The following is a 21,466-nucleotide window of genomic DNA, read 5'->3' as shown; positions in this document are numbered from 1 at the left end:
TATTTCCTTGGTTAAAATTAAAAGCGTTATTTTAGCAATTTTACTCTTAAAAGAATAAAAATGATTTTATAAAAATAAGAATTTTTACTTTAGCTTGTTAAAATAAGCAATAATTTTTAAAACAAAGGTAAATTATGAAAATTTCTGTGCTTATTTTGGCTGCTGGACTTGGCACGCGTATGAAATCACAAAATCCAAAAGTACTTCAAAAAATTTGCTCAAAAGCAATGATTTTACATATTTTAAAACAAGCATATAAGATTAGTGATGATGTGTGTGTGGTGCTTTCTCATCAAAAAGAAAAGGTTGAACAAGTTGTTTTAGAGCATTTTCCAAATACACGTTTTTTAGAACAAGACTTGCAAAATTTTCCAGGTACTGCAGGAGCTTTAAGGGGTTATGAGAGTAAGCATGAAAAAGTATTGATTTTATGTGGCGATATGCCTTTAGTTAAAGCAGATGATTTAGAAAAAATAGCTTTAAATGAGAGTGATTTTAATGTGGCAGTTTTTGAGGCAAAAGATCCAAAAAGTTATGGAAGAATAGTATTAAAAGAAAATAAAATTCAAAAAATAGTAGAAACAAAAGATGCAAGCAAAGAAGAACTTGCTATAAATATTTGCAATAGTGGTGTTTATGCTATAAAAGCACAAATTTTAAAAGAAGTATTACCTTTGATAAAAAATGATAACAAAGCCAAAGAATATTATTTAACCGATGCGGTTTATTTAGCAAAAGAAAAGGGCTATGAAATCGATGCGGTGTTTGTGAATGAGCAAGATTTTATGGGGGTAAATGATAAAATTGAGCTTTGCCTAGCTCAAGATCTTATGCAAGAAGCGATTAAAAAAGAATGGATGAAGCAAGGCGTGATTTTTCACATGCCTGCGACGACTTTTATTTCAGATGAGGTTGAGTTTGTAGGTGAGTGTGAAGTATATGAAAATGTGCGTATAGAAGGAAAATCAAAAATCATTAATTCTATCATTAAAAGTTCAAGTGTGATTGAAGATAGTATAGTGGAAAATAGCGATGTAGGGCCTTTGGCGCATTTGCGTCCAAAATGTCAGCTTAAAAATACCCATATAGGAAATTTCGTAGAATGCAAAAATGCTTTATTAAATGGAGTTAAAGCAGGGCATTTGAGTTATTTGGGTGATTGTGAAATAGATGAGGGAACTAATATAGGTTGTGGTACTATCACTTGTAATTATGATGGGGTTAAAAAACATAAAACTAAAATAGGTAAAAATGTTTTTGTAGGTTCAGATACGCAATTTATCGCTCCGGTTGAGATAAAAGATGAGGTAATCATCGCAGCAGGAAGCACTGTGTGTAAGGATATAGAAAAAGGTTCTTTACATATTAATAGGGCAAAAGTGCAAATCATAGAAGATTTTTACTATAAAAAACTAGGTAAAAAATGAAAACAATCTTACTAGCAGTAAGTGGAAGCATAGCTTTTTATAAAGCTTATGAGCTTATTTCTTTATTAAAAAAAGAAGGTTTTAGGGTTAAAGTTTTGCTAAGCCAAGGAGTTTTAAAATTTGGTACTAAGCTTAGCTTTGAAGCTTTAGTAGATGAAATTTTATGTGAAGATAATGAAAGTTGGCAAAATACTAATAATCATATAGCCTTTAGCAAGACTTGTGATTGTGTGCTTTTTGCGCCTGCTAGTATAAACTCTATTAATAAATTAAACCATGGTATAGCGGATAATTTATTTATTCAAACTTTAATAGCAGTAGATAAAAATAAACCATTTTTAATCGCACCCGCTGCAAATACAAATATGTATTTACATTTTAGTACTCAAAATTCTTTAAAAAATTTAAAAGAACAAGGCTATATTATCATTGATCCTATAGTTAAAACTCTAGCTTGTAAAGATGAGGGTTTGGGGGCTTTGGCTGAGCTTGATAGCATTATAAATGCTTTAAAAAGAAGTCTAATGCAAGAAGATTTTTTTAAAGATAAAAGTTTTGTTATAAGCGGTGGCGGGACTAAAGAAAAAATTGATGATGTAAGATGTATTAGTAATTTTTCAAGTGGAAAAATGGCAAAAGCAATTGCTGATGCTTTGTATTTTTTAGGTGCTAAAGTAGTGTTAGTTAGCTCAGTAGAGTTTAAAACACCTTATAAATTAGAAAAATTTAAATCTTCTTTAGAATTAAAAGAAAAATTGCAAAAATACAAAGAATTTGATGCTTTAATTATGGCTGCTGCTGTGAGTGATTTTACTCTAAAAGCTTATAAGGGTAAGATTAAGAAAAATGAGCATTTAAACGGATTTGATTTAAAATTAAAGTTGAATGAAGACATCTTAAAAAATTTAGATTTTAAAGGCAAAAAAATAGGCTTTAAAATGGAATTTGATGAGCAAAATGCTTTAGAAAATGCTAAAAAATCTTTAGTTAGTAAAAATTTAGATATGGTGTGTTTAAATGTCTTAAATGAGCAAATGAACTTTGGAAGTGATGAAAATAGCATTTGTTTTATCACTAAAGATAGTATTTCTCAAAGTTCTAAACAAAGCAAAGAAAAACTTGGCTTTGTTTTAGCACAAGAATTAAGGAAACTTTGGTGAATATCATCAACTCAACTTTACCTGTAAGAATGCAAATTTTGGAAAAACGTGCATATAATCGCTATGTATTGCTTTTAAATACTAAAAAGCTTGAAACAAAAAGTATGATAGAGCTTGAAGTAGGGGAGGAATATTTAGCTGAAGTTTATGAAAATAAAGGCGTGATTTCTTTTAAAAATCTTTTGAAAAAGCCTAAAATTAGACTTTTTGAAGAAGGGGCTGAACTTATAGAAAAGCTTTTGCAAGAAGGTGATGAAAAAGCTTGGTATAAAAAATTCATTATCCAAAGACTTATGGAAAGCAAAAGTGCGTATGAATTTGAAATTTATAAGGAAATGTTTTTTGCATTTTTTGAAGGAATTTATCATATACCTTTTGTTTATGAGGGAAATAGGGCTTTGTTTGAAGCTAAGAAAAATGGAAATATTTTAGAAGTGTATTTGTATTTTGAAATTTTTGGTGCTTTAAAAATTATAATTGATAATGGTAAAATCATACGCATACAAACACCTTTTGCCAAAGTAGCGCATTTTTTAAATGAGTATTTTAAATTTGAAGTAGTTAATACGCTTAATCCTATGTTTGTTTTTAAAAGATTGATGGATATAAAGGGATAGAATGAATGAGTTAAAACATCTTGCTGTGGTAATGGATGGCAATAGAAGATGGGCTAGAAAAAATGGACTTTTAGAAAAAATTGGCTATAGTCAAGGTGCTAAAGTTGTTGAAAAAATCATAGAAGTATGTATAGATGAAAAAATTCAAAATTTAACCCTTTATGCTTTTAGTACAGAAAATTGGCAAAGACCAAAAGAAGAAGTGGAGTTTCTTTTTAAACTATTAAATAAATATCTTGATGAGTCTTTAAATAAATTTGTAGCCAATGAAGTGTGTTTTAAAGCCATAGGAAATTTAAGTCTTTTAGATGAATTAACCTTAAAAAAAATACAAAATTTTCAAGAACAAACTAAAAACTACACAAAATTATGCGTAAATTTAGCTATTTCTTACGGAGGTAAGGATGAAATAGTTAGAGCGGTTAAAAAGGTGATTGAAAAAAATCTTGAAATTAACGAAGCAAATATACAAGCAAATCTTGACTTAAGCGAGGATGTGGATTTGTTTTTAAGGGTAGGGAGTGCTAAAAGAATTTCAAATTTTTTATTATGGCAATCAAGTTATGCAGAAATTTATTTTAGTCAAACCTTATTTCCTGCACTTACTAAAAAAGAAATCGCAAATATTATTACTGAGTTTAAAAAACGCAAAAGAACTTTTGGTAAATGATATTTTTCTTTTTATTACTAGGGCTTTGTATGGGTTCTTTTGTCAATGTTTTGATTTTAAGAACGATTAATAAAGAAAGCATAATAAGTCCAAGATCAAAATGTCCTAAGTGTCTTAAAACTTTGAAATTTTATCATCTTTTTCCTTTGTTATCTTTTGTATTTTTAAAAGGCAAATGTGCTTTTTGTAAGGAAAGAATTTCTTTGATTTATCCTTTTAATGAATTTCTTTGTGCGTGTTTGTTTGTCTTTGCTTTTTATTTAATCGAAGATGTTTTTCAAATTTTAATTTTTGCTTGTATGCTAGCTATATTATTAGCACTTTCTTGGATGGATTATTATTTAAAAGCAGTGAGTGAGCTTTGGCTTTGGATTTTATTTATTTTAGCTTTTTGTTTTGATTTTTTACAAAATGGTTTAAATTTAGAGGATTTTCAAGATAGCTTTTTATTTCGAGTGTGTTTTGGGGCGGGGTTAATTTTCATACTAAAAAGTGTGATTAATTTTATTAAAAATTTTAAAAAAAGAGATGAAATTTTAGAAAGTTTAGGGGAAGGTGATGTTATAATAATAGCTTTGATTTTTGGAATTTTTGGCTATGAAAAAGGCTTTTTAATTTTATTTATTGCAAGTTTTTTAAGTCTTTTGTTGTTTATAAAAATAGCCAAGAAAGATTATCAAATGCCTATGATTCCTTTTTTATTTTGCGGAATTTTGATTAATCTAAGTGTAGAAAGTATATTATGAAACTAGTTTATAAGTATTTGCTTAATCAGTTTTTAAGCACAATGTTGTCTTTATTTTTTACTTTATTTATTATTGTTTCGATTATATTTTTTATACAACTTGCTAAAATTACTGCTTATATTGAAATTACTTTTTTTGAATTAATCAAATTATATATTTTTCTTTTACCAAAGATATTGATTTTTACTTTACCCATATCTTTTTTCATAGCTTTGACTTTGGCCTTTTATAGACTTTCTAGGGAAAATGAAAGCACGGTGTTGTTTGCTTTGAGTATAGCTCCAAGTATGATAGCAAGTTTTTTTGCAAAAATTGCAGCTTTAGTAAGTGCTTTTATGCTTGTGGTGGTTTTGGTTTTTATACCTATATCTTTTGAACTTTTTGATAATTTTGTAGATTATAAAAAAATTAGCGCTAAAGTAAGCATAAAAACAGGAGAATTTGGACAAAGATATGGGGAATGGCTTGTTTTTATTGATGCTAAAAATTCTGATGAAACTTATAAAAATATCATAATGTATCATCCAAAGAAAAACCCACAAGATAAAGAACAAGTGATTTTAGCCAAAGAAGGAAAGTTAGAAACCAATGATGGGGTTATTACTTTTAAGCTAGATGAAGGAAAAGCTTATGAGATTAAAGAAGAAGATTGGCATATTTCTAGTTTTAAAAATTTATTAATTAAAAGCAAGCTTTCTTCTAAAGAATTAAATACTCAAAGTTTTTATGGGTATTGGTCTGATGTAACAAGCAATAAAGAAAAAGCAAAAGAATTTGTTATTTATATTCTTATAGCTTTATTTCCTTTAGCCAGCGTGCTTTTTGCACTCTCTTTTGGTATAGTAACTTATCGTTATGAAAAAGGTTTTGCTTATTTTGGAATTTTTGTGATTATTTTTGCTTATTTTACGCTTTTGATTAGTTTTTATAATCCTCCTTTTGTAGCTATTGCTGTGATTTTTTCAAGCTTTTTAATTACTTCTTTGTTTTATTTTAAAGCAAAAATTGCAAGTAAGTATTAATGCTTTTAAAATTAACTTTTTCTTATGATGGTTCTAAATTTCAAGGTTCAGCTACCCAGCCACATAAGCTTAGTGTCCAAGATACCTTAGCGCAGGCCTTGTCACATTTGGGTATTTATGAAAAGCCTTTATTTGCTTCAAGAACTGATAAAGGTGTGCATGCATTTAATGCAGTCGCTTGTGTAAAAGCGGGAGAACATTTTAAAGATTTTGTATATTTAAAAAATAAAATCAATCATTTTGCGCACCCATTTATACATATAAAGCATATTCAAAGAATGCAAGAAAATTTCCAAGTGCGTTTTGATGTGCAAAAAAGAGCATATCGCTATATTATAAGTCATGAAAAATACAATCCTTTTTTAGCCTCTTATGTGTATTTTTATCCAAAAATAAATATTAAATTAGCCAATGAAATTGCATTTTTATTTGAAGGAGAGCATGATTTTAAACTCTTTCAAAAAGAAGGCTCTGATAATAAAACAAGCATAAGAAAAATGTATAAAACTAGAGTTTATACTTATAACAACTACACTGTGTTTTATTTTGAAGCAAATGGTTTTTTAAGATCACAAATTAGAATGATGATGGCAAGTATTTTAAAAGTATTAGAAGGAAAAATGAGCCAAAATGAGCTTTTAGAACAAATTAATGCTAAAAAAGCTCATTGTAGATTTTTAGCTCCTGCTAGTGGTTTATATTTGAGTAAGATTTCTTATTATAATAATGCATGATTTTTTTATGTATAAAAAATGAAAAAAGAATGATTAAAGTCCCCATACAAAAAGGTAGCAGCTCTACATCTACTCCAAAAATACTCATGTTGATAAAAATACTTATAGGTATAATGGCATTATTCATCAAGGCCAAAACTCCACTATCTACTTCAGTAGAGCCTTTATTCCATAAAAAATATCCAAGTCCTGAAGCAATAGTCCCAAGATAAATCAAAGCTATCCAAGAGCTTAAATTGGATGGTAAATTATTATAATCTCCAAAAAATAAAAATGCAGGTAAGGTTATACTGGTTGCGCCTAGATAAAAATAAGCAAAAGCTTCTTTTTGGCTTAAATTTGTATTTTTTTCTAATAAAATTTTATAAAAACTTTGTCCAGCTCCAAATACTAAATTAGCCCCTTGAATAAGTAAAAAGCCATATAAAAAATTAGAGTTAATATTATCAAATTTAACTACAAAAGCACCCATAATGCATATAAAAATACTTATAAAATATAAATATCTAATATTTTTTGAAAAAAGCCCATAAAAAAGCACAACGTAAAAAGGTGTAAAAATCGTAAAAAGCGCTACTTCGCTTACACTTAAATATAAAAAAGAATGATAATAAAATAAATTCATCACGCCAAGTTGCAAAGCTCCAATGCTTATGAGTTTTAATTTTAAATGCAAATTTATCTTAAAATTTAAAAAAGGTAAAAATACCAATAAAGATAAAAAAACTTTTGCAAATGCTGCAAAAAAACTATCCATTTCTAAGGTAATAAAATGTCCAATTAATGGAAAAGAAAAAGCCCAAATAAAACTTGCTAGTAATAAACTTGGCATTTTAAAGCACGCCTTCTAATTTAAGTAAAGCTTCTTTGATAAATAAACCACCATTATATCCACCTAAGTGATTTTTAGCTACCACTCTATGGCAAGGTATAAAAATTGCAAGTTTATTTTTAGAATTTGCATTACCTACTGCTCTAAAAGCTTTTGGATGATTGATAAAAGAAGCAATTTCTTGATAAGTTTTAGTTTGTCTATAAGGAATTTTTATCAAAGCTTTATATACCTTTTGTTCAAATTCGCTTCCCTGAAGAGCTAGGGGAGTGCTAAAAGCAAAAAGCTTTTTGTTAAAATAAAGGTCTAGTTCTTCTAAGGCTTGTTCTAAAACAAGGTGTTTATCTTTGGTAAAATCAGGCTTATATATAGCAAAATCAACATTAATAAGTTTATCTTTATCACTTTGTAAAAGAATATAAGCAAAACTAGCTTTATAAAAACTTTGATACATATTTTTCCTTATTTAAAAGCAAGCATTGTATGAATTTTAAATTAATTAATTGTTATTAAAGCAAAAATTTAGTTAAAATAGTGATTTAATTTATATTCAAGGAAAATATTTGAAGATTTTATTATTTAGTTTGATTATAAGTTTAAATGCTTTAGCTTTGGATTATAGTTGTGAGTATGTTAAGGAAAATAAGACTAATTTTTTTAAAGAATTTGAGCCAAAAAATACACAAGATTTTGCTCAAGTGGATTTAAAGTGTGCTTTTTCTTTAAAAAACCATCAAATCACAAAAAGATTATATGAGCTTGCTAATGAAATCAGAGGAAGTAATAGTGCTTGCATGGGTGGAGAATATTTTAGCGATTTGAGAAAATTTGATTTTAAATTATTAGAAATTGCACTTGATCCACAAGACTATCAAAAGACTTTACAAGATCCTATAATACTTGAAGAAAAATTTGCAAAATTAAAAGCGTATTTTAGATTTTGGGCTTATCAAAGCATTGGAAATTTTAAACTTTTCAAGGAATTTTGGAAAGAATATAATAATGCGATTAATCCTTTAACAAGATATTTTCAAAAGGAATTTAATTTAGATAAAGCAAGTGCAATTTATTTTGCTAGTAATGCTTTGAATGAATTTTTAAACTGGGCGGTTGGCGAGACTAAAATTTTTAAAGATATTTCAGATTTTGAAAAATTTGTAGCTAATAAAAATAACTCTTTAGAGCAGATTAAAGAGTATATTTATACTAAAAAAATTAGTAATTTAGAATTAAACAATGGTTTTAAATCAGCCTTGTTAAATAATAGAGAAAGTGAGATTATAAGAGAATTTATTAAATTAGGTGTAAAAATAAATGAAGGTTATGAATCTGCTTTATTTTTTGCACTAGATAATGCAGAAAATGTTAAGCTTTTGCTTGAAAATGAAGCGGTGGTTGATTATAAAAATTCTTTTGGAAAAACACCTTTGTTTTATGCTGTTGAATATAACAACTATAAAGTTGCCAAGCTTTTGCTTGAAAATGATGCAAATGTAAATCAAAAATACATTAATGATAATGAAAAACTTTCTATTGCCAGTATGGGAAGCAATACGCCATATTTTATCACCTTATGTGCGCTTGAGCATACTTCTAAAAATATCTTTATGCATGGGGCAAATTATGCTGATGTAAAAATGCTTAAGTTACTTATAGATTATAAAGCTAATTATAAAGAAATAGATGATTTAGGATTTAATGCTCTTGATTTTGCCATCATTGCAAAAAAAGAAGAAAATATTAAATTTCTAAAAAAACTTGGTTTAAAAGAAAATGAAAATTTGATGTTATATGAAGAGGCACAACCATGAAGATTGCTTTGATAACAGGGGTAAGTTCAGGTTTTGGATTAGAAAGTTTAAAAGCTTTGATAGAGCTTGATTATAAGGTTATAGCCATAGCAAGACGTAAAGAAAGATTAGAAAAACTACAAGAGCTTTATGGGGATAAAATTTATCCTATCGTGCTTGATGTTAGGGATAAACAAGCGGTTTTTACAGCAATTGAAAATTTACCTCAAGATTTACAAAATATTTCTTTACTTGTTAATAACGCAGGTCTTGCTTTGGGTTTAAATGAGTTTGATTCTTTGGATATTGAAGATATTGAAGCCATGGTAGACATTAATATCAAAGGCTTTTTATATATAGCAAGAGCTACTTTACCTTTGCTTAGAAAGGCAAAAAATGCTCATGTGATTAATCTTGGTTCAATTGCGGCAAATGTACCTTATTATGGAGGTAATGTTTATTGTGGAACTAAGGCTTTTGTGGCGCAATTTTCTAAAGCTTTAAGAACAGATTTGCGCGGAAGCAATATAAAGGTAACAAATATAGCTCCGGGGCTTTGTAAAACTGAATTTAGTGAAGTGAGATTTAAAGGTGATATTAAAAAAGCTGATGAGGTTTATGAAAATACTAAATATATTAAAGCTGAAGATGTAGCAAAAATTATTACTTTTATTATTAGCTTGCCTGAGCATATTAATATTAATGAAATTGAACTTATGCCTGTGACTCAAACATGGGCAGGAACTTTTAGCGAGAAAATATAAAAACTTAAGGAAAAATATGAAAATTTTTTATTTATTATTAGCTCCTTTATTGTTATTTGCTGATGCACAAGCAAATGCAGAACTTTTTGGAGTTTGGACGCTTTTACCACCGGTGATAGCTATTATTTTAGCTTTTATCACTAAAGATGTAGTGCTTTCGTTGTTTATTGGTGCATTAAGTGGTACTTTTATGCTAGGACTTATTGAAAATAGCATTTATCATGCTATTATTGCTTCTTTTACAGGCTTTATTTCTAAAGTGGTAAATGCCATGGCGAGTCCTGGTAATGCAGGAATTTTATTACAAGTTTTAACCATAGGTGGGGTTGTAGCTCTTATTACCAAAACAGGTGGTACTAAGGCTGTAGCTGTTTGGCTTTCTACTAAAGCTAAACAGGCAAAAAGCTCACAATTTGCTACTTGGTGTATGGGGATTTTTATTTTCTTTGATGATTATGCTAATTCATTAATCGTAGGTCCTATCATGCGTCCGGTAACAGATAAATTTAGAGTAAGCCGTGAAAAACTTGCTTTTATTATGGATGCAACTGCAGCACCAATTACCGGTCTTGCTATCATTTCTACTTGGATAGGACTTGAAATTTCTTTAATTCGTAGCGGATATGATTTAATCGATAATGCAACTTTTGCGCATTTAGGTATAGTAAAAGAAGAAATCAATGCTTTTGAGATCTTTGTACAAACCTTACCTTATAGATTTTATAATCTTTTTATGTTGATTTTTGTTGTTTTAACTATTTATACAGGTAGGGAATTTGGGCCTATGCTAAAAGCTGAGCTTAGAGCTAGAGCGGGTAAATTTTCTCATGGTCATGAGCAAATTGATAATATAGAAGATAAGGTTTTAGAGCCAAAAGAGCATGTGAAATTACAAGCTTCTAATGCTATTATACCTTTAGCTGTTTTGATTGTATTTTCATTTATAGGTTTTTATTTTAGTGGTTATAATGCTCTAGATGATGCGAGTATTAAAGCACAAATTGATGCAGCACCGCTTAGTTTATTTGCTTTTAGAGAAACTTTTGGCGCAGCTGATGCTTCGGTTGTATTATTTCAAGCAGCACTTTTAGCTACCATAGTAGCTATTATTTTGGGAATGTATAGAAAAATATTTACTTTAAAAGAAGCTATTGCGGTTTGGACTCATGGTTGGAGAACTATGATTATGACTGTGATTATTTTACTTTGCGCATGGTCATTAGCTTCTGTGATTAAGGATTTAGGAACTTCTAAATATTTAATTGATTTATTTTCAGATAAAACGCCTATTTACTTGCTTCCTACGGCAATTTTTATTTTTGCTTCTATTATTTCTTTTTCAACAGGAACTAGTTATGGAACTATGGGTATTTTAATGCCTTTAGCTATTCCTTTAGCTATGGCTGTTGGTGTTCATAATGAATTAAGCGGAGCAGAGTTGCACCAATATATGATTATTAATATTTCAGGGGTTTTAACAGGAGCTATTTTTGGAGATCATTGCTCGCCAATTTCTGATACAACTATACTTTCATCTATGGGAAGTAAGTGTGATCTTTTAGCTCATGTTAGCACGCAAATGCCTTATGCTTTGAGTGTTTGTGCTATTAGTATACTTTGTGGTTATTTACCAGTAGCACTAGGACTTAATGTATGGCTAGGGCTTGTTTTTGGAATCTTAGCTATGATAGCTTTACTTTTTGTAGTTGGCAAAAAGGTAGATGCATAGATGCATTTTGAAGAAAAAATTGCTTTAAATAAAGCATTGTTTTCTTCTTTATATGATAAAGAAATTCAGTGCTTTAAATCACCTTTAAAAGCTTATAGAACTAGGGCAGAATTTTCTATATATCATCATGAAAATGGGGAAATTTCTTATGCAATGTTTGAAAATAAGAAAAAAAATCCTATTGAAAAATTTGATATAGCAGATGAAAAAATTCAAGACTGTATGCCTATTTTATTAAATAATCTAAATGAAAATTTAAAACATAAGCTTTTTGGAGTAGAGTTTTTAGCTACAAAATTAGATTTAAGTATTACTTTGCTTTTTCATAAAAATATAGAGTTAATTGTACAAGATTTACAAGAATTAGCAGAAAAATTAAATCTCAAACTCATAGCAAGAAGCAGGGGTAAAAAACTTGTATTTAATGGAGAAAATTTAAGACAAGCTTTAAAAATCAATACAAATGAATTTTTATATGAGTTTAATAATGATTGTTTTATCCAGCCTAATACTTTTATCAATGAAAAGATGATTGAATGGGTTGTATCTTGCATTGGAAGTGATTTTAAACAAGATTTATTAGAGCTTTATTGTGGTTATGGAAATTTTACCATAGCTTTAGCAAGAAATTTTAACAAAGTTTTGGCAACTGAAATTTCTAAAAAAAATATCGAATTTGCTTTAAAAAATTGTGTTTTAAATTCTATTGAAAATATAACTTTTACAAGACTTTCTAGTGAAGAGTTGAGTCAAGCTTTGAAAAAAGAAAGAGAATTTAACCGTTTAAAAAACATAGATTTAGATAGCTTTAAAATATCTCATGTCTTGGTTGATCCTCCAAGAGCAGGGCTTGATCTAAGCGTGATTGAACTTATTAAAAATTATGAAAATATCATTTATATTTCGTGTAATCCTATCACTTTAAAAGAAAATCTTGAAATCTTGTGTCAAAGTCATGAAATTTTAAATTTAGCCTTTTTTGATCAATTTGCTAATACTCCTCATCTTGAATGTGGGGTGCATTTAAAAATAAAAGCTTAGTATAAGTTAGAATTTATACAAGCTTTGTTATTATAAAAATAGTTGATTTAATCAATTAATTTTTATAAAGGATTTCTTATTTTATTTCAAAAAATTACTTATACAAATAGAAAAATACTCTATAAAGTCAATGAAATTTTAAAACCCTTTGGACTAAAATCAAGTGATTGGAGGGTTTTTGTATATTTAAATCAGCATGGTTGTAGCACTTTAGCTCCAATATGTGAGTTTTATCAGATGGATAAAGCTATACTTTCTAGAGTTGTTTCTAAATTAGCAAAACTTGAATATATAGAGTTTTTAAAAGCAGATGATAAAAGAGAAAAAATCATTACTTTAAGCACTAAAGGTAAGGAAATTTTTTTAGATGCAAATGCTTATATAAGAAAATATGAAAGAAATATTTTAGATATCTTAGATGTAAAAGATCAAGAAAGACTTTTAAAATTACTTGATTATATCAATGAGAAAATTTAAAAGGTTTTTTCATGGGATTAAGTAAAAAATATAATTTATTTAATATAAATTTTTTCTGTATTTTTGGGATAAATTTTGCTATTTGTCTTGTTTTTTATATGAGTACTATTTCTAGTACAGATTATGTTTTAGGTGTTTTAAACCTTCAAACTAGCACAGCAGGTCTTATTATGGGAGCTTTTGTTATAGGCGCTTTGCTATCTAGACTTTATTTTGGTTCTATAATTGATGATGTTAATATAAAAAAGGTTATAGTGTTTTCGCTTTTGTTTTATCTTTTTATTAATTTGCTATATTTGAAATTTTATAATGTATATTTTTTGATTTTGATACGCTTTTTAGCAGGGGTTTGTTATGGAATTTGTTCTTGTGCTTGTGGGGCAGCTATTGCTAGGATAATACCTAGCAATAAAAGAGGAGTTGGTATAGGATATTATGCTACAAGCGTTGTTTTAACTTCAGCCTTAGGGCCTTTTTTGGCTATAAAACTTGACTCTATCAATCAATTTTGGCTTAGTTTTTTAATAGCTTGTTTGAGTATTGTCTTTGCATTGGTTTTGTCTATTTTTTTAAAAGTAAGAAGATTTAAAAAATATCATCATATAAAAAGAAAATTTAGTATTTATAATTATTTTGAAAAATCAGTTTTAAATTTAGCCTTGGTAACCTTTTTGCTTGCATGCCCTTTTGGCGCTATTATAGCTTATATGAGTGCTTATACCCAAAGTTTAAATTTAGCTTTTGCTGGATCTATGTTTTTTGTGATATATGCTGGATTTTCTATGATTTTTAGACCACTTGCTGGTAAAGTGTTTGATAAATATGGTGCTAATATTGTGATGATTTTTTCTTTTTTGAGTTTTATAGTATGTTTGCTTTTACTTGCTTTTGCATTAAATTTTTATATGATTATTTTAGCTGGAGTTTTTTGTGCGTTAGGTTATGCTAATGCTACTTCAAGCGCTCAAGCTTTAGCTATAAAACTTGCACCTAAAGAAAAAATGGGCTTGGCTAATTCTACATTTTTTATAGCCTTAGATTTTGGTATAGGAGTAAGTCCTTATTTGCTAGGCATTATAGAGCCAAGTATAGGTTTTGCTAATGTTTATGCTTTTTGTGCTTTATTAGTTGTAATGGCTTTGATTTTGTATTGTTTGTTGATTATAAAAAAAGCTTCTTATTAATTTGATTTTAGATACAATGCTTTAAAAAGGAAAAAGCATTGTGTGATAGTTATAAAATACTAAGTACTATGAAAAATATAGCCATTATAGGACTTAGCCCTAATCAAGATAAACCTTCTCATTTTGTAAGCAAATATTTACAAGATTTAGGTTATAAAATTTATCCCATCTACCCTAAAGAAGATTTTATTTTAAATGAAAGAGTTTATAGAAACTTAAAAGAAATCCCTTTTGAAGTTGATACGGTTGTAATGTTTAGAAAAGCAAGTTTTGCAAATGAAATTTTTGAGGATCTTTTGAGTAAAAAGATTAAAAATTTTTGGATGCAACTTGGCATTATCAATGAAGAAATAATACAAAAATGCAAAAAATATGGTATAAATTGCGTTCAAGATCGTTGTATTAAAATAGAACTACAAAAAGGATAATATCATGGTTGAATTAAATAAAATTTATCAAGCAAAACAAAAAATCGCAGATTTTGTATTAAAAACCCCTTTTGTGCACTCTTCTTTTTTGAGTGAGTTTTTAGAAACTGATGTTTTTTTAAAATGTGAAAATTTGCAAAAAACAGGTGCTTATAAAATCAGAGGAGCTTATAATACAATAGCTAATTTAACTAAAGAACAAAAGCAAGCAGGTGTAATAGCTGCAAGTGCAGGAAATCATGCACAAGGAGTAGCAATTAGTGCTAAAAAATTTGGCATAGAAGCTGTGATTGTTATGCCTGAAGCTACGCCTTTATTAAAAGTAAGTGCGACTAAAAATTTAGGTGCAAAAGTGATTTTAAAAGGAGATAATTTTGATGAGGCTTATGCTTATGCACTAAATTATGCTAGAGAGCATCATTTAAATTTTATTCATCCTTTTGAGAATGAAAGTATTATAGCAGGGCAGGGTACTTTAATGCTTGAAATGCTTGATGAAATAAGTGATTTAGATATGATTTTGGCTCCAGTTGGTGGGGGAGGTTTGATTAGTGGTGTAGCAAGTGCTGCTAAGCAAATTAATCCTGCTATAAAAGTTATCGGAGTGAGTGCTAAGGGAGCTCCTGCGATGTATGAGAGTTTTAAAAGTAAAAAAATGATTAATTCAAAAGCTGTTAGAACTATAGCTGATGGTATAGCAGTGCGTGATGTGAATAAAATTAATTTTGATATTATTCTTGAATGTGTTGATGATTTTATTCAAGTTGATGATGAAGAAATAGCTAATGCGGTATTGTATTTACTTGAAAAACACAAAATAACAGTTGAAGGAGCAGGAGCATCAGCAGTAGCTGCACTTTTGCATAAAAAAATAGATTTAAAAAATCATAAGAAAATCGGTGTGGTTTTAAGTGGTGGAAATATTGATGTACAAATGTTAAATATTATTATAGAAAAAGGCTTATTTAAAGCTTTTAGAAAAATGCTTATTAATGTTACTTTAGTTGATAAACCAGGGGCTTTAAGTGCTTTAAGTGATGCAATTAAGGAAGCTCAGGCTAATATAGTTAAAATTGACTATGATAGATTTTCAACCAAGCTTGAATATGGTGATGCAATGATTTCAATTACCTTAGAAACTAAAGGAAAAGAGCATCAAGAATTAGTTAGAAAGATACTTTATGATAAAGGTTTTAATTTTAATGAAATTTTATGATATATTAAATATAATATTTTTTAAATAAAACCAAAAAAGAGTAAAAATGTCACAAGAGAAAATTTTAGAACCAGATACGCTAATAACTTCTAAAACAGATTTAAAAGGAGATATCATTTATGCTAATGATGATTTTTTAAAATACGCTGGTTATAAAATGAATGAAATTTTGTATAAACCACACAATATTGTGCGTCATCCTGATATGCCAAAAACGGTTTTTAAATGTTTGTGGGATTATATACAAGATGGAAAAGAAATTTTTGCCTTTGTAAAAAATAGAACCAAACAAAATGATTATTATTGGGTTTTTACTAATGTTACAGCTTCATTTGATAATCAAGGAAATATTATAAATTATTATTCGGTAAGAAGAAAACCTAAAAGAGAGGCCATACCGGTTATAGAGAAAGTTTATAAGGTTTTAATAGAAGCTGAAAAAACTGGAGGTATAAAAGCTGGAGTGAATGAACTTATGAAGATAGTTAATTCTTATGGTATGAGTTATAATCAGCTAATTTTAGAGCTTCAAAAATAATTTTATAAAAATATTTAAAAAATATTTTTTAAAAAAAAGGTATAATAAGTCTGATTAATTTAAATTTAAGGAAATTATCTATGTCTTTGGAAAAAGTTCTAACTTCAGATGTTTTAATAACATCAAAAACTAATTTAAAAGGTGAAATTATTTATGCCAATGAGGATTTTTTAAAATACTCTGATTATAAAATTGAAGAAATTTTATATAAACCTCATAGTATTATGCGTCATCCTGATATGCCAAGAACTGTCTTTAAATATTTATGGGATAATATTCAAATAAAAAGAGAAGTTTTTGCTTTTGTAAAAAATAAAACAAAATTTAATGATTATTATTGGGTTTTTGCAAATGTAACTGCTTCTTGTGATTCTAATGAAAATATTTTAAATTATTATTCAGTAAGAAGAAAACCTAAAGCAGAGGCTGTTAAAACAATAGAAGAAATTTATAAAGTTCTTATAAGAAAAGAAAAGGAAGGCGGTATAAAAGCAGGACTTGAAGAACTAAATGCTGTAGTAAAATCTTATGGGATGGGCTACAATGAATTAATAATGCAAATTCAAAAATAAAAGGATGTTGATGAAAAATATTGTATTAATTGGTATTGGTCTGGGTATTTTATCTTGTGCAAATTCTATATATTTTATGGATTTTATTTCTTTTGGATTTTCTTTAGCTTTGCTTTTGTTATTTGCTTTTGCTTTTGTTGTGTTAAAAAAAGAAGATCAATTTAGTGATAAAATCTTAGATCTTAGCAGAGAATTAAAAAATGGTAATTTTGATTCAAGAATTGTATACATTAAATGTAGCAATAAAAAACTTAAAGAAATTGCAGATAATCTTAATAATACTATAGATGGTTTAGAAGCTTATTTGAGAGAAATTAATACTTCTATTGCTTGTTCTCAAAAGGGTGAGTATTTTAGAAGAGCTATTCCTGAGGGTTTAAAAGGAATTTTTGTTCATAATATTAACTTTATCAATAAAGCTTTAGATGATATAGAAAAAACAGGAAAATCTGTTTTTAAAAATGCTTTATCAAGAGAATTGATGGATTTGAGTTTAAATAGTCAAAATAAAAATTTAAACGACTTATCTTCTGCTTTAAATGGTATTATTAAGTTGATGAGGGAAGTTTTTGGTGATATTAAAATAATATCAGATACTGCTCAAAAGAATGGTTTAGAAGTGGGCAATTTGCAAGATTCGATTTCTTCTATGATGCAAGTGGCCGATGAGAGTAAAAAAGCTGTTGATACTTTTGCATCTAATGCTCAGAGTATTAATGCAATTGTAGAAGTTATTAGAGATATAGCAGATCAAACTAATCTTCTTGCGCTAAATGCGGCTATTGAGGCTGCTCGTGCGGGTGAACATGGAAGGGGTTTTGCTGTGGTTGCAGATGAAGTAAGACAACTTGCTGAAAAAACACAAAAAGCAACTGGCGAGATTACCTTGGCAATTCAAGTAATGAATCAAGAAATTGGCTCAATACAAGAAAGTAGTGAAAAGGTATTTGATATTGCAAATTCTTCTAATAGTAAAATCGCTGATTTTAGCGAAGCATTTAGAGAATTAGAGGATAAAAGCTCTCATTTAGGAAAAGAATTTGTTAATTTTGCTTCTGATTTGACTTTATCGGCTATGAAAATAGATCATATTTTATATAAATCAGATGTTTATCTAACTCTTAATGGTTCTCAGCAAAATCTACAAAATCTTGATCCAATCTCTAGTCTATGTAAAGATGAAGATGCAAAAAGTATTTTCTGTCCTTTAATCTCTCAAAATGAAATGGATTCTAAGAGCGAAAAAATACAACACTCTGCAAATAAAGCTATAGAAATAGCTAAAAAAGAAAATATTTCAAAAGAAGATTATGATTCAATTATTAGTGATATAAGAGAGTTAGAAAAAGATAGTAAATTAATTATGGACAAACTAGAAGCTTAATAAGCTTCTAGTTTTTTACACAAGAGCTATTTTTAATACTTCATTTAAAGTTTTTACCCCAATTATCTTCATGTTTTTTATTACTTCCTCTGGGATATCTTTTAAATCTCTTTCGTAGTTTTTATGTGGAATAATAGCCGTTTTAATATCAGCTTTATAAGCAGCAATTAATTTTTCTTTTAAACCACCTATTGGTAAAACATTACCCATTAAGTCAATCTCTCCTGTCATTGCAACATCAGATCTTATTTTTTTGTCACTAAAAATAGAGGCAATAGCTGTAGTGATTGTTATACCTGCACTTGGCCCATCTTTTGGTGTTGCACCATCTGGAACATGAATATGAAGATTGTATTGATTGTAAATGCTTTCGTCTTTTTTATAAAAAAGATTTTTTGGTGTTTTGATTTGTTCTTCATCAATTAAATTTTTTATAAGACTTTGAGCAATTTTTGCTGATTCTTTCATCACATCACCCAAACTTCCTGTAAGAGTTAACTCGCCTTTGCCTTTGATTTTAATAGCTTCTATTTTTAAAACATCTCCACCCACTGCAGTCCATGCAAGTCCATTTACTTGACCGATTTTATTTTCTTTTTCATGTTTTTCTATTTCAAAGACTTTTTTGTTTAAAAAATCTTTTAAATTTTTAGTATTAATATGAATGTTTTTAATATTTTCTTCCAAAAGAAGTTTTTTAACACATTTTCTACAAACTTCAGCAATCTTTCTTCTTAAATTTCTTACACCTGATTCTCTGGTATATTCACTGACTATTAATTCTATAGCTTCATCATCAAAACTAATTTCTTTTTCTTTTAGTCCATGTTTTTTTATTTCATCAGGTATGAGATAGTTTTTAGCTATTTGGAATTTTTCTTGAGGAGTGTAAGAGCTAAGCTCTATAAATTCCATTCTATCTTTTAAAGCAGGTGGGATTAAACTTACATCATTTGCAGTAGCTATGAAAATAATTTTACTTAAATCAATGTTGAAATTTAGGTAATAATCTCTAAATTTAGTATTTTGTTCAGGATCTAAGATTTCAAGTAAAACTGCACTTGGATCTCCTCTATGATTGCGACTTAGTTTATCAATCTCATCAAGCACTATTACAGGATTACTTTGTTTAGCTTCTATAAGTCCTTGTATAATGCGTCCTGGCATAGCTCCTATATAGGTTCTTCTATGCCCTCTTAATTCATTTACATCTTCTAAACCGCCTAAAGCTATGCGTACTAATTCCCTTTTTAGTGCTTTTGCAACTGAATTTGCTAAAGAAGTCTTACCAACACCTGGAGGTCCAACTAAACACAAGATAACTTTAGCACCATCTCTATCTTTAATTTTACGTTTTTCTAAAAGTTCTTTAACTGCAAAATATTCTTCAATACGTTCTTTTGGTTTTTCTAATGCATAATGATCGCTATTAAGCTGTAAAGACACATCTTTTAGATTAAGCTTTTTCTTTGAAGAGTGTTCAAAAGGTATGTCTAAAACCGTTTCTATGTAAGTTTGCACCATAGAGGCTTCTGAGTTATCTTGATGAATTCTTTCGTATTTTTGAATTTGTTTTTTGATTTCTTTATAAGCTTCTTCATACATAAAAGCTTTTTTCTTTTCTAATTTTTTATTATATTCTTCTACTTCACTTTCTTTTTGTATGTCACTTCCAAGCTCTCTTTGAATTTGCTTGAGCTGTTCTTTTAGGAAATATTCTTTATTGACTTTATCTATTTTAGAATGAACTTTGTTTTTGATTTCTTTTTGAATTTTATTTGCTTCAATTTCTTTAGCTAAATAATCAATTAAATTTAAAAGCTTTGTTTCCAAATTTGTTTCGATGAAAAACTCATATGCTTGTTGTTTTTTGATTTTGATAGAATTTAGTATCAAATCGCAAATTCTACTAGGTTCAACATCTTCTTCTATGGTTCTTAAAAGATCAGGCGGAAAATAGTGGCTCACAGTAGATAAAGCTTTGGCTTTTTCTCTTACTACTTCAATAATAGCTTCTTTTTTTGTATTGCATAATGGTTCTTGGTGGATTAAGTCAACTAGAGCAAGCAAGGGGTCATCTGAGATCTTCTCAAGAATCTTAGCTTTAGCATAGCCTTGAAATAAAATTTTAATTCTACCATCAGGCAACGGGACCTTTCTCATTATAGTCCCTATTACCCCACAATCATAAATTTCATCAAAACCACGTCCACCTTCAATCTTAGATGGTGCTACAAAAATCATGCTTTCATTTTGTAAAGCAGTATCTAAGGCTTTGATATTTTGCATATCATTTAAAAAAATTGGTGTTATCATAAAAGGGTATAAAAAAAGCTCATCTTCCACAAGAACAGGAAGTTTTGTTGGATAGTTTTGAGTGTTTTCTAATTTCATTACATTATACCTTCTTCAAATATTTTTCTATACCATGGAAGTTCTGGTTTAATCATATCGATTTTATTAAAATCGGAATTTTCTATTTTTTGCTTATAAATCTCATAGCTTTGCTCTCTATTTTTTTTATGATATAACTCTGCTATGCTGGTATCAAGATAAAAAACCGCAAGATTAAATTTAGTAAGCATGGTGTCAATTAAATCATTATATTGCACATTAGGATAGCTTTGATTGTATTCTTTGATTTCTTCTATTGTTTTTAACATTAGTGCTTGATTGCGATTTGGAACAGCAAAAGAGTCAAATTTGGCTTTGATTTTTAAATATCTTATATAAGCTACATTTTGTGAATCACCAAATTTATTTAAATATTCATCAAGATAAAAATTTGCCATTTCATACTCTTCTTCACTAATGTGAGTTTGAGCCAATATAAGCAAAGTCTGTTCTAATAATGGATCAGCTATATGTTCAGCTGCCATTGAAGTATAATGTTTATCAGCTGCTTCAAGATTTTTTTCTTGTAAATCTTTTATAATTTGTTGATACCATTCCATCGAACTTAGATTATACAAATCTTCGGCTTTTTTTGAGCTGCATGCACCTAAAAATAAACCTGCAATAATAAGCGAAAAAATAAAAAGTTTTTTCATGATGCTACCTTATAAATTTATATAGTTTATAATTATAGTGTTTTTATGTTTATGAAAATGTTAATTTTTGAATTAAAATTATAAT

General features: G+C 28.3%; 21 protein-coding genes and 1 pseudogene. 18 read left to right on the top strand and 4 right to left on the bottom strand.

Annotated elements, in window-relative coordinates; all coding sequences use genetic code 11:
- The first annotated feature begins 134 nt into the window (after positions 1–134).
- Genes glmU through truA form a run of 7 tightly spaced genes read left to right on the top strand, consistent with a single transcriptional unit; the run spans position 135 to position 6,376 of the window.
- Positions 135–1,427 (top strand): bifunctional UDP-N-acetylglucosamine diphosphorylase/glucosamine-1-phosphate N-acetyltransferase GlmU, encoded by a 1,293-nt coding sequence (gene glmU, locus CAMP5082_RS00320; RefSeq protein WP_337205577.1) that lies wholly within the window; start codon positions 135–137, stop codon positions 1,425–1,427.
- A complete protein-coding gene (gene coaBC, locus CAMP5082_RS00315) occupies positions 1,424–2,587 on the top strand; it encodes a bifunctional phosphopantothenoylcysteine decarboxylase/phosphopantothenate--cysteine ligase CoaBC (protein ID WP_337205576.1) in 1,164 nt (387 codons plus the stop codon). Before glmU ends, coaBC begins: the two co-directional genes overlap by 4 nt.
- Positions 2,584–3,204 carry a hypothetical protein gene (locus tag CAMP5082_RS00310; protein WP_337205575.1) on the top strand — a complete coding sequence of 207 codons (621 nt, stop codon included), beginning with the start codon at positions 2,584–2,586 and terminating at the stop codon, positions 3,202–3,204. Before coaBC ends, CAMP5082_RS00310 begins: the two co-directional genes overlap by 4 nt.
- Position 3,205: 1 nt before the next feature.
- A complete protein-coding gene (gene uppS, locus CAMP5082_RS00305; RefSeq protein WP_337205574.1) occupies positions 3,206–3,874 on the top strand; it encodes a polyprenyl diphosphate synthase in 669 nt (222 codons plus the stop codon).
- The gene (locus CAMP5082_RS00300) at positions 3,871–4,620 is read left to right on the top strand and encodes a prepilin peptidase (protein ID WP_337205573.1); all 750 of its coding nucleotides are present in this window, start codon (positions 3,871–3,873) and stop codon (positions 4,618–4,620) included. Before uppS ends, CAMP5082_RS00300 begins: the two co-directional genes overlap by 4 nt.
- Complete coding sequence (locus tag CAMP5082_RS00295; RefSeq protein WP_214100351.1) at positions 4,617–5,642, top strand: LptF/LptG family permease; 1,026 nt, start codon at positions 4,617–4,619, stop codon at positions 5,640–5,642. Before CAMP5082_RS00300 ends, CAMP5082_RS00295 begins: the two co-directional genes overlap by 4 nt.
- Positions 5,642–6,376, top strand: a complete 735-nt coding sequence (gene truA / locus CAMP5082_RS00290) for a tRNA pseudouridine(38-40) synthase TruA (RefSeq protein WP_337205572.1) — start codon at positions 5,642–5,644, stop codon at positions 6,374–6,376. Before CAMP5082_RS00295 ends, truA begins: the two co-directional genes overlap by 1 nt.
- Here truA and CAMP5082_RS00285 read toward each other — a convergent pair.
- Together CAMP5082_RS00285 and CAMP5082_RS00280 are read right to left on the bottom strand one after the other, a co-directional pair.
- Positions 6,330–7,208 (bottom strand): EamA family transporter, encoded by an 879-nt coding sequence (locus CAMP5082_RS00285; RefSeq protein ID WP_337205571.1) that lies wholly within the window; start codon positions 7,206–7,208, stop codon positions 6,330–6,332. The two genes, truA and CAMP5082_RS00285, sit on opposite strands and share 47 nt — an antisense overlap.
- A gap of 1 nt (position 7,209) precedes the next feature.
- Positions 7,210–7,662 (bottom strand): methylated-DNA--[protein]-cysteine S-methyltransferase, encoded by a 453-nt coding sequence (locus CAMP5082_RS00280; protein WP_337205570.1) that lies wholly within the window; start codon positions 7,660–7,662, stop codon positions 7,210–7,212.
- 109 nt (positions 7,663–7,771) lie between these two features.
- Between CAMP5082_RS00280 and CAMP5082_RS00275 the strand changes: the two genes are divergently transcribed.
- From CAMP5082_RS00275 to CAMP5082_RS08435, 11 genes and pseudogenes are all read left to right on the top strand, one after another.
- Positions 7,772–9,019, top strand: coding sequence for an ankyrin repeat domain-containing protein (locus tag CAMP5082_RS00275; RefSeq protein WP_337205569.1), 1,248 nt, complete (start codon positions 7,772–7,774; stop codon positions 9,017–9,019).
- Positions 9,016–9,762 (top strand): SDR family NAD(P)-dependent oxidoreductase, encoded by a 747-nt coding sequence (locus tag CAMP5082_RS00270; RefSeq protein WP_337205568.1) that lies wholly within the window; start codon positions 9,016–9,018, stop codon positions 9,760–9,762. Before CAMP5082_RS00275 ends, CAMP5082_RS00270 begins: the two co-directional genes overlap by 4 nt.
- A gap of 16 nt (positions 9,763–9,778) precedes the next feature.
- The gene (locus CAMP5082_RS00265; RefSeq protein ID WP_263663159.1) at positions 9,779–11,491 is read left to right on the top strand and encodes a Na+/H+ antiporter NhaC family protein; all 1,713 of its coding nucleotides are present in this window, start codon (positions 9,779–9,781) and stop codon (positions 11,489–11,491) included.
- Positions 11,492–12,532: a tRNA (uridine(54)-C5)-methyltransferase TrmA gene (gene trmA / locus CAMP5082_RS00260; protein ID WP_263678715.1), complete on the top strand. Its 1,041-nt coding sequence runs from the start codon at positions 11,492–11,494 to the stop codon at positions 12,530–12,532.
- A 54-nt stretch (positions 12,533–12,586) separates the two neighbouring features.
- The gene (locus CAMP5082_RS00255; RefSeq protein ID WP_337205650.1) at positions 12,587–13,009 is read left to right on the top strand and encodes a MarR family winged helix-turn-helix transcriptional regulator; all 423 of its coding nucleotides are present in this window, start codon (positions 12,587–12,589) and stop codon (positions 13,007–13,009) included.
- Between the two features lie 11 nt (positions 13,010–13,020).
- On the top strand, positions 13,021–14,193 hold the full coding sequence (locus CAMP5082_RS00250; RefSeq protein WP_337205567.1) for an MFS transporter: 1,173 nt from the start codon (positions 13,021–13,023) through the stop codon (positions 14,191–14,193).
- 68 nt (positions 14,194–14,261) lie between these two features.
- Entirely contained in the window at positions 14,262–14,621 is a 360-nt protein-coding gene (locus CAMP5082_RS00245; RefSeq protein WP_337205649.1) for a CoA-binding protein, read from the top strand.
- A 4-nt stretch (positions 14,622–14,625) separates the two neighbouring features.
- Entirely contained in the window at positions 14,626–15,837 is a 1,212-nt protein-coding gene (ilvA, locus tag CAMP5082_RS00240; RefSeq protein WP_337205566.1) for a threonine ammonia-lyase, read from the top strand.
- Positions 15,838–15,883: 46 nt separating this feature from the next.
- Complete coding sequence (locus CAMP5082_RS00235; RefSeq protein ID WP_337205565.1) at positions 15,884–16,375, top strand: PAS domain-containing protein; 492 nt, start codon at positions 15,884–15,886, stop codon at positions 16,373–16,375.
- Positions 16,376–16,455: 80 nt separating this feature from the next.
- Complete coding sequence (locus CAMP5082_RS00230; protein WP_337205564.1) at positions 16,456–16,947, top strand: PAS domain-containing protein; 492 nt, start codon at positions 16,456–16,458, stop codon at positions 16,945–16,947.
- A gap of 682 nt (positions 16,948–17,629) precedes the next feature.
- Positions 17,630–18,331 (top strand): annotated as a pseudogene (locus CAMP5082_RS08435) (methyl-accepting chemotaxis protein); the annotation flags it as partial.
- A gap of 15 nt (positions 18,332–18,346) precedes the next feature.
- Here the strand turns inward: CAMP5082_RS08435 and lon are convergent.
- Together lon and bamD are read right to left on the bottom strand one after the other, a co-directional pair.
- A complete protein-coding gene (gene lon / locus CAMP5082_RS00220) occupies positions 18,347–20,725 on the bottom strand; it encodes an endopeptidase La (RefSeq protein ID WP_337205563.1) in 2,379 nt (792 codons plus the stop codon).
- Entirely contained in the window at positions 20,725–21,381 is a 657-nt protein-coding gene (gene bamD, locus CAMP5082_RS00215; protein ID WP_337205562.1) for an outer membrane protein assembly factor BamD, read from the bottom strand. The genes lon and bamD overlap by 1 nt, the downstream gene beginning before the upstream one ends.
- Between the last annotated feature and the right edge of the window lie 85 nt (positions 21,382–21,466).

Source organism: Campylobacter sp. LMG 17559 (assembly GCF_024723605.1).
Lineage (GTDB): Bacteria > Campylobacterota > Campylobacteria > Campylobacterales > Campylobacteraceae > Campylobacter_D.
The sequence above is the reverse complement of the archived record's forward strand: the minus strand, read 5'-3'. Positions and strand labels throughout refer to the sequence as shown.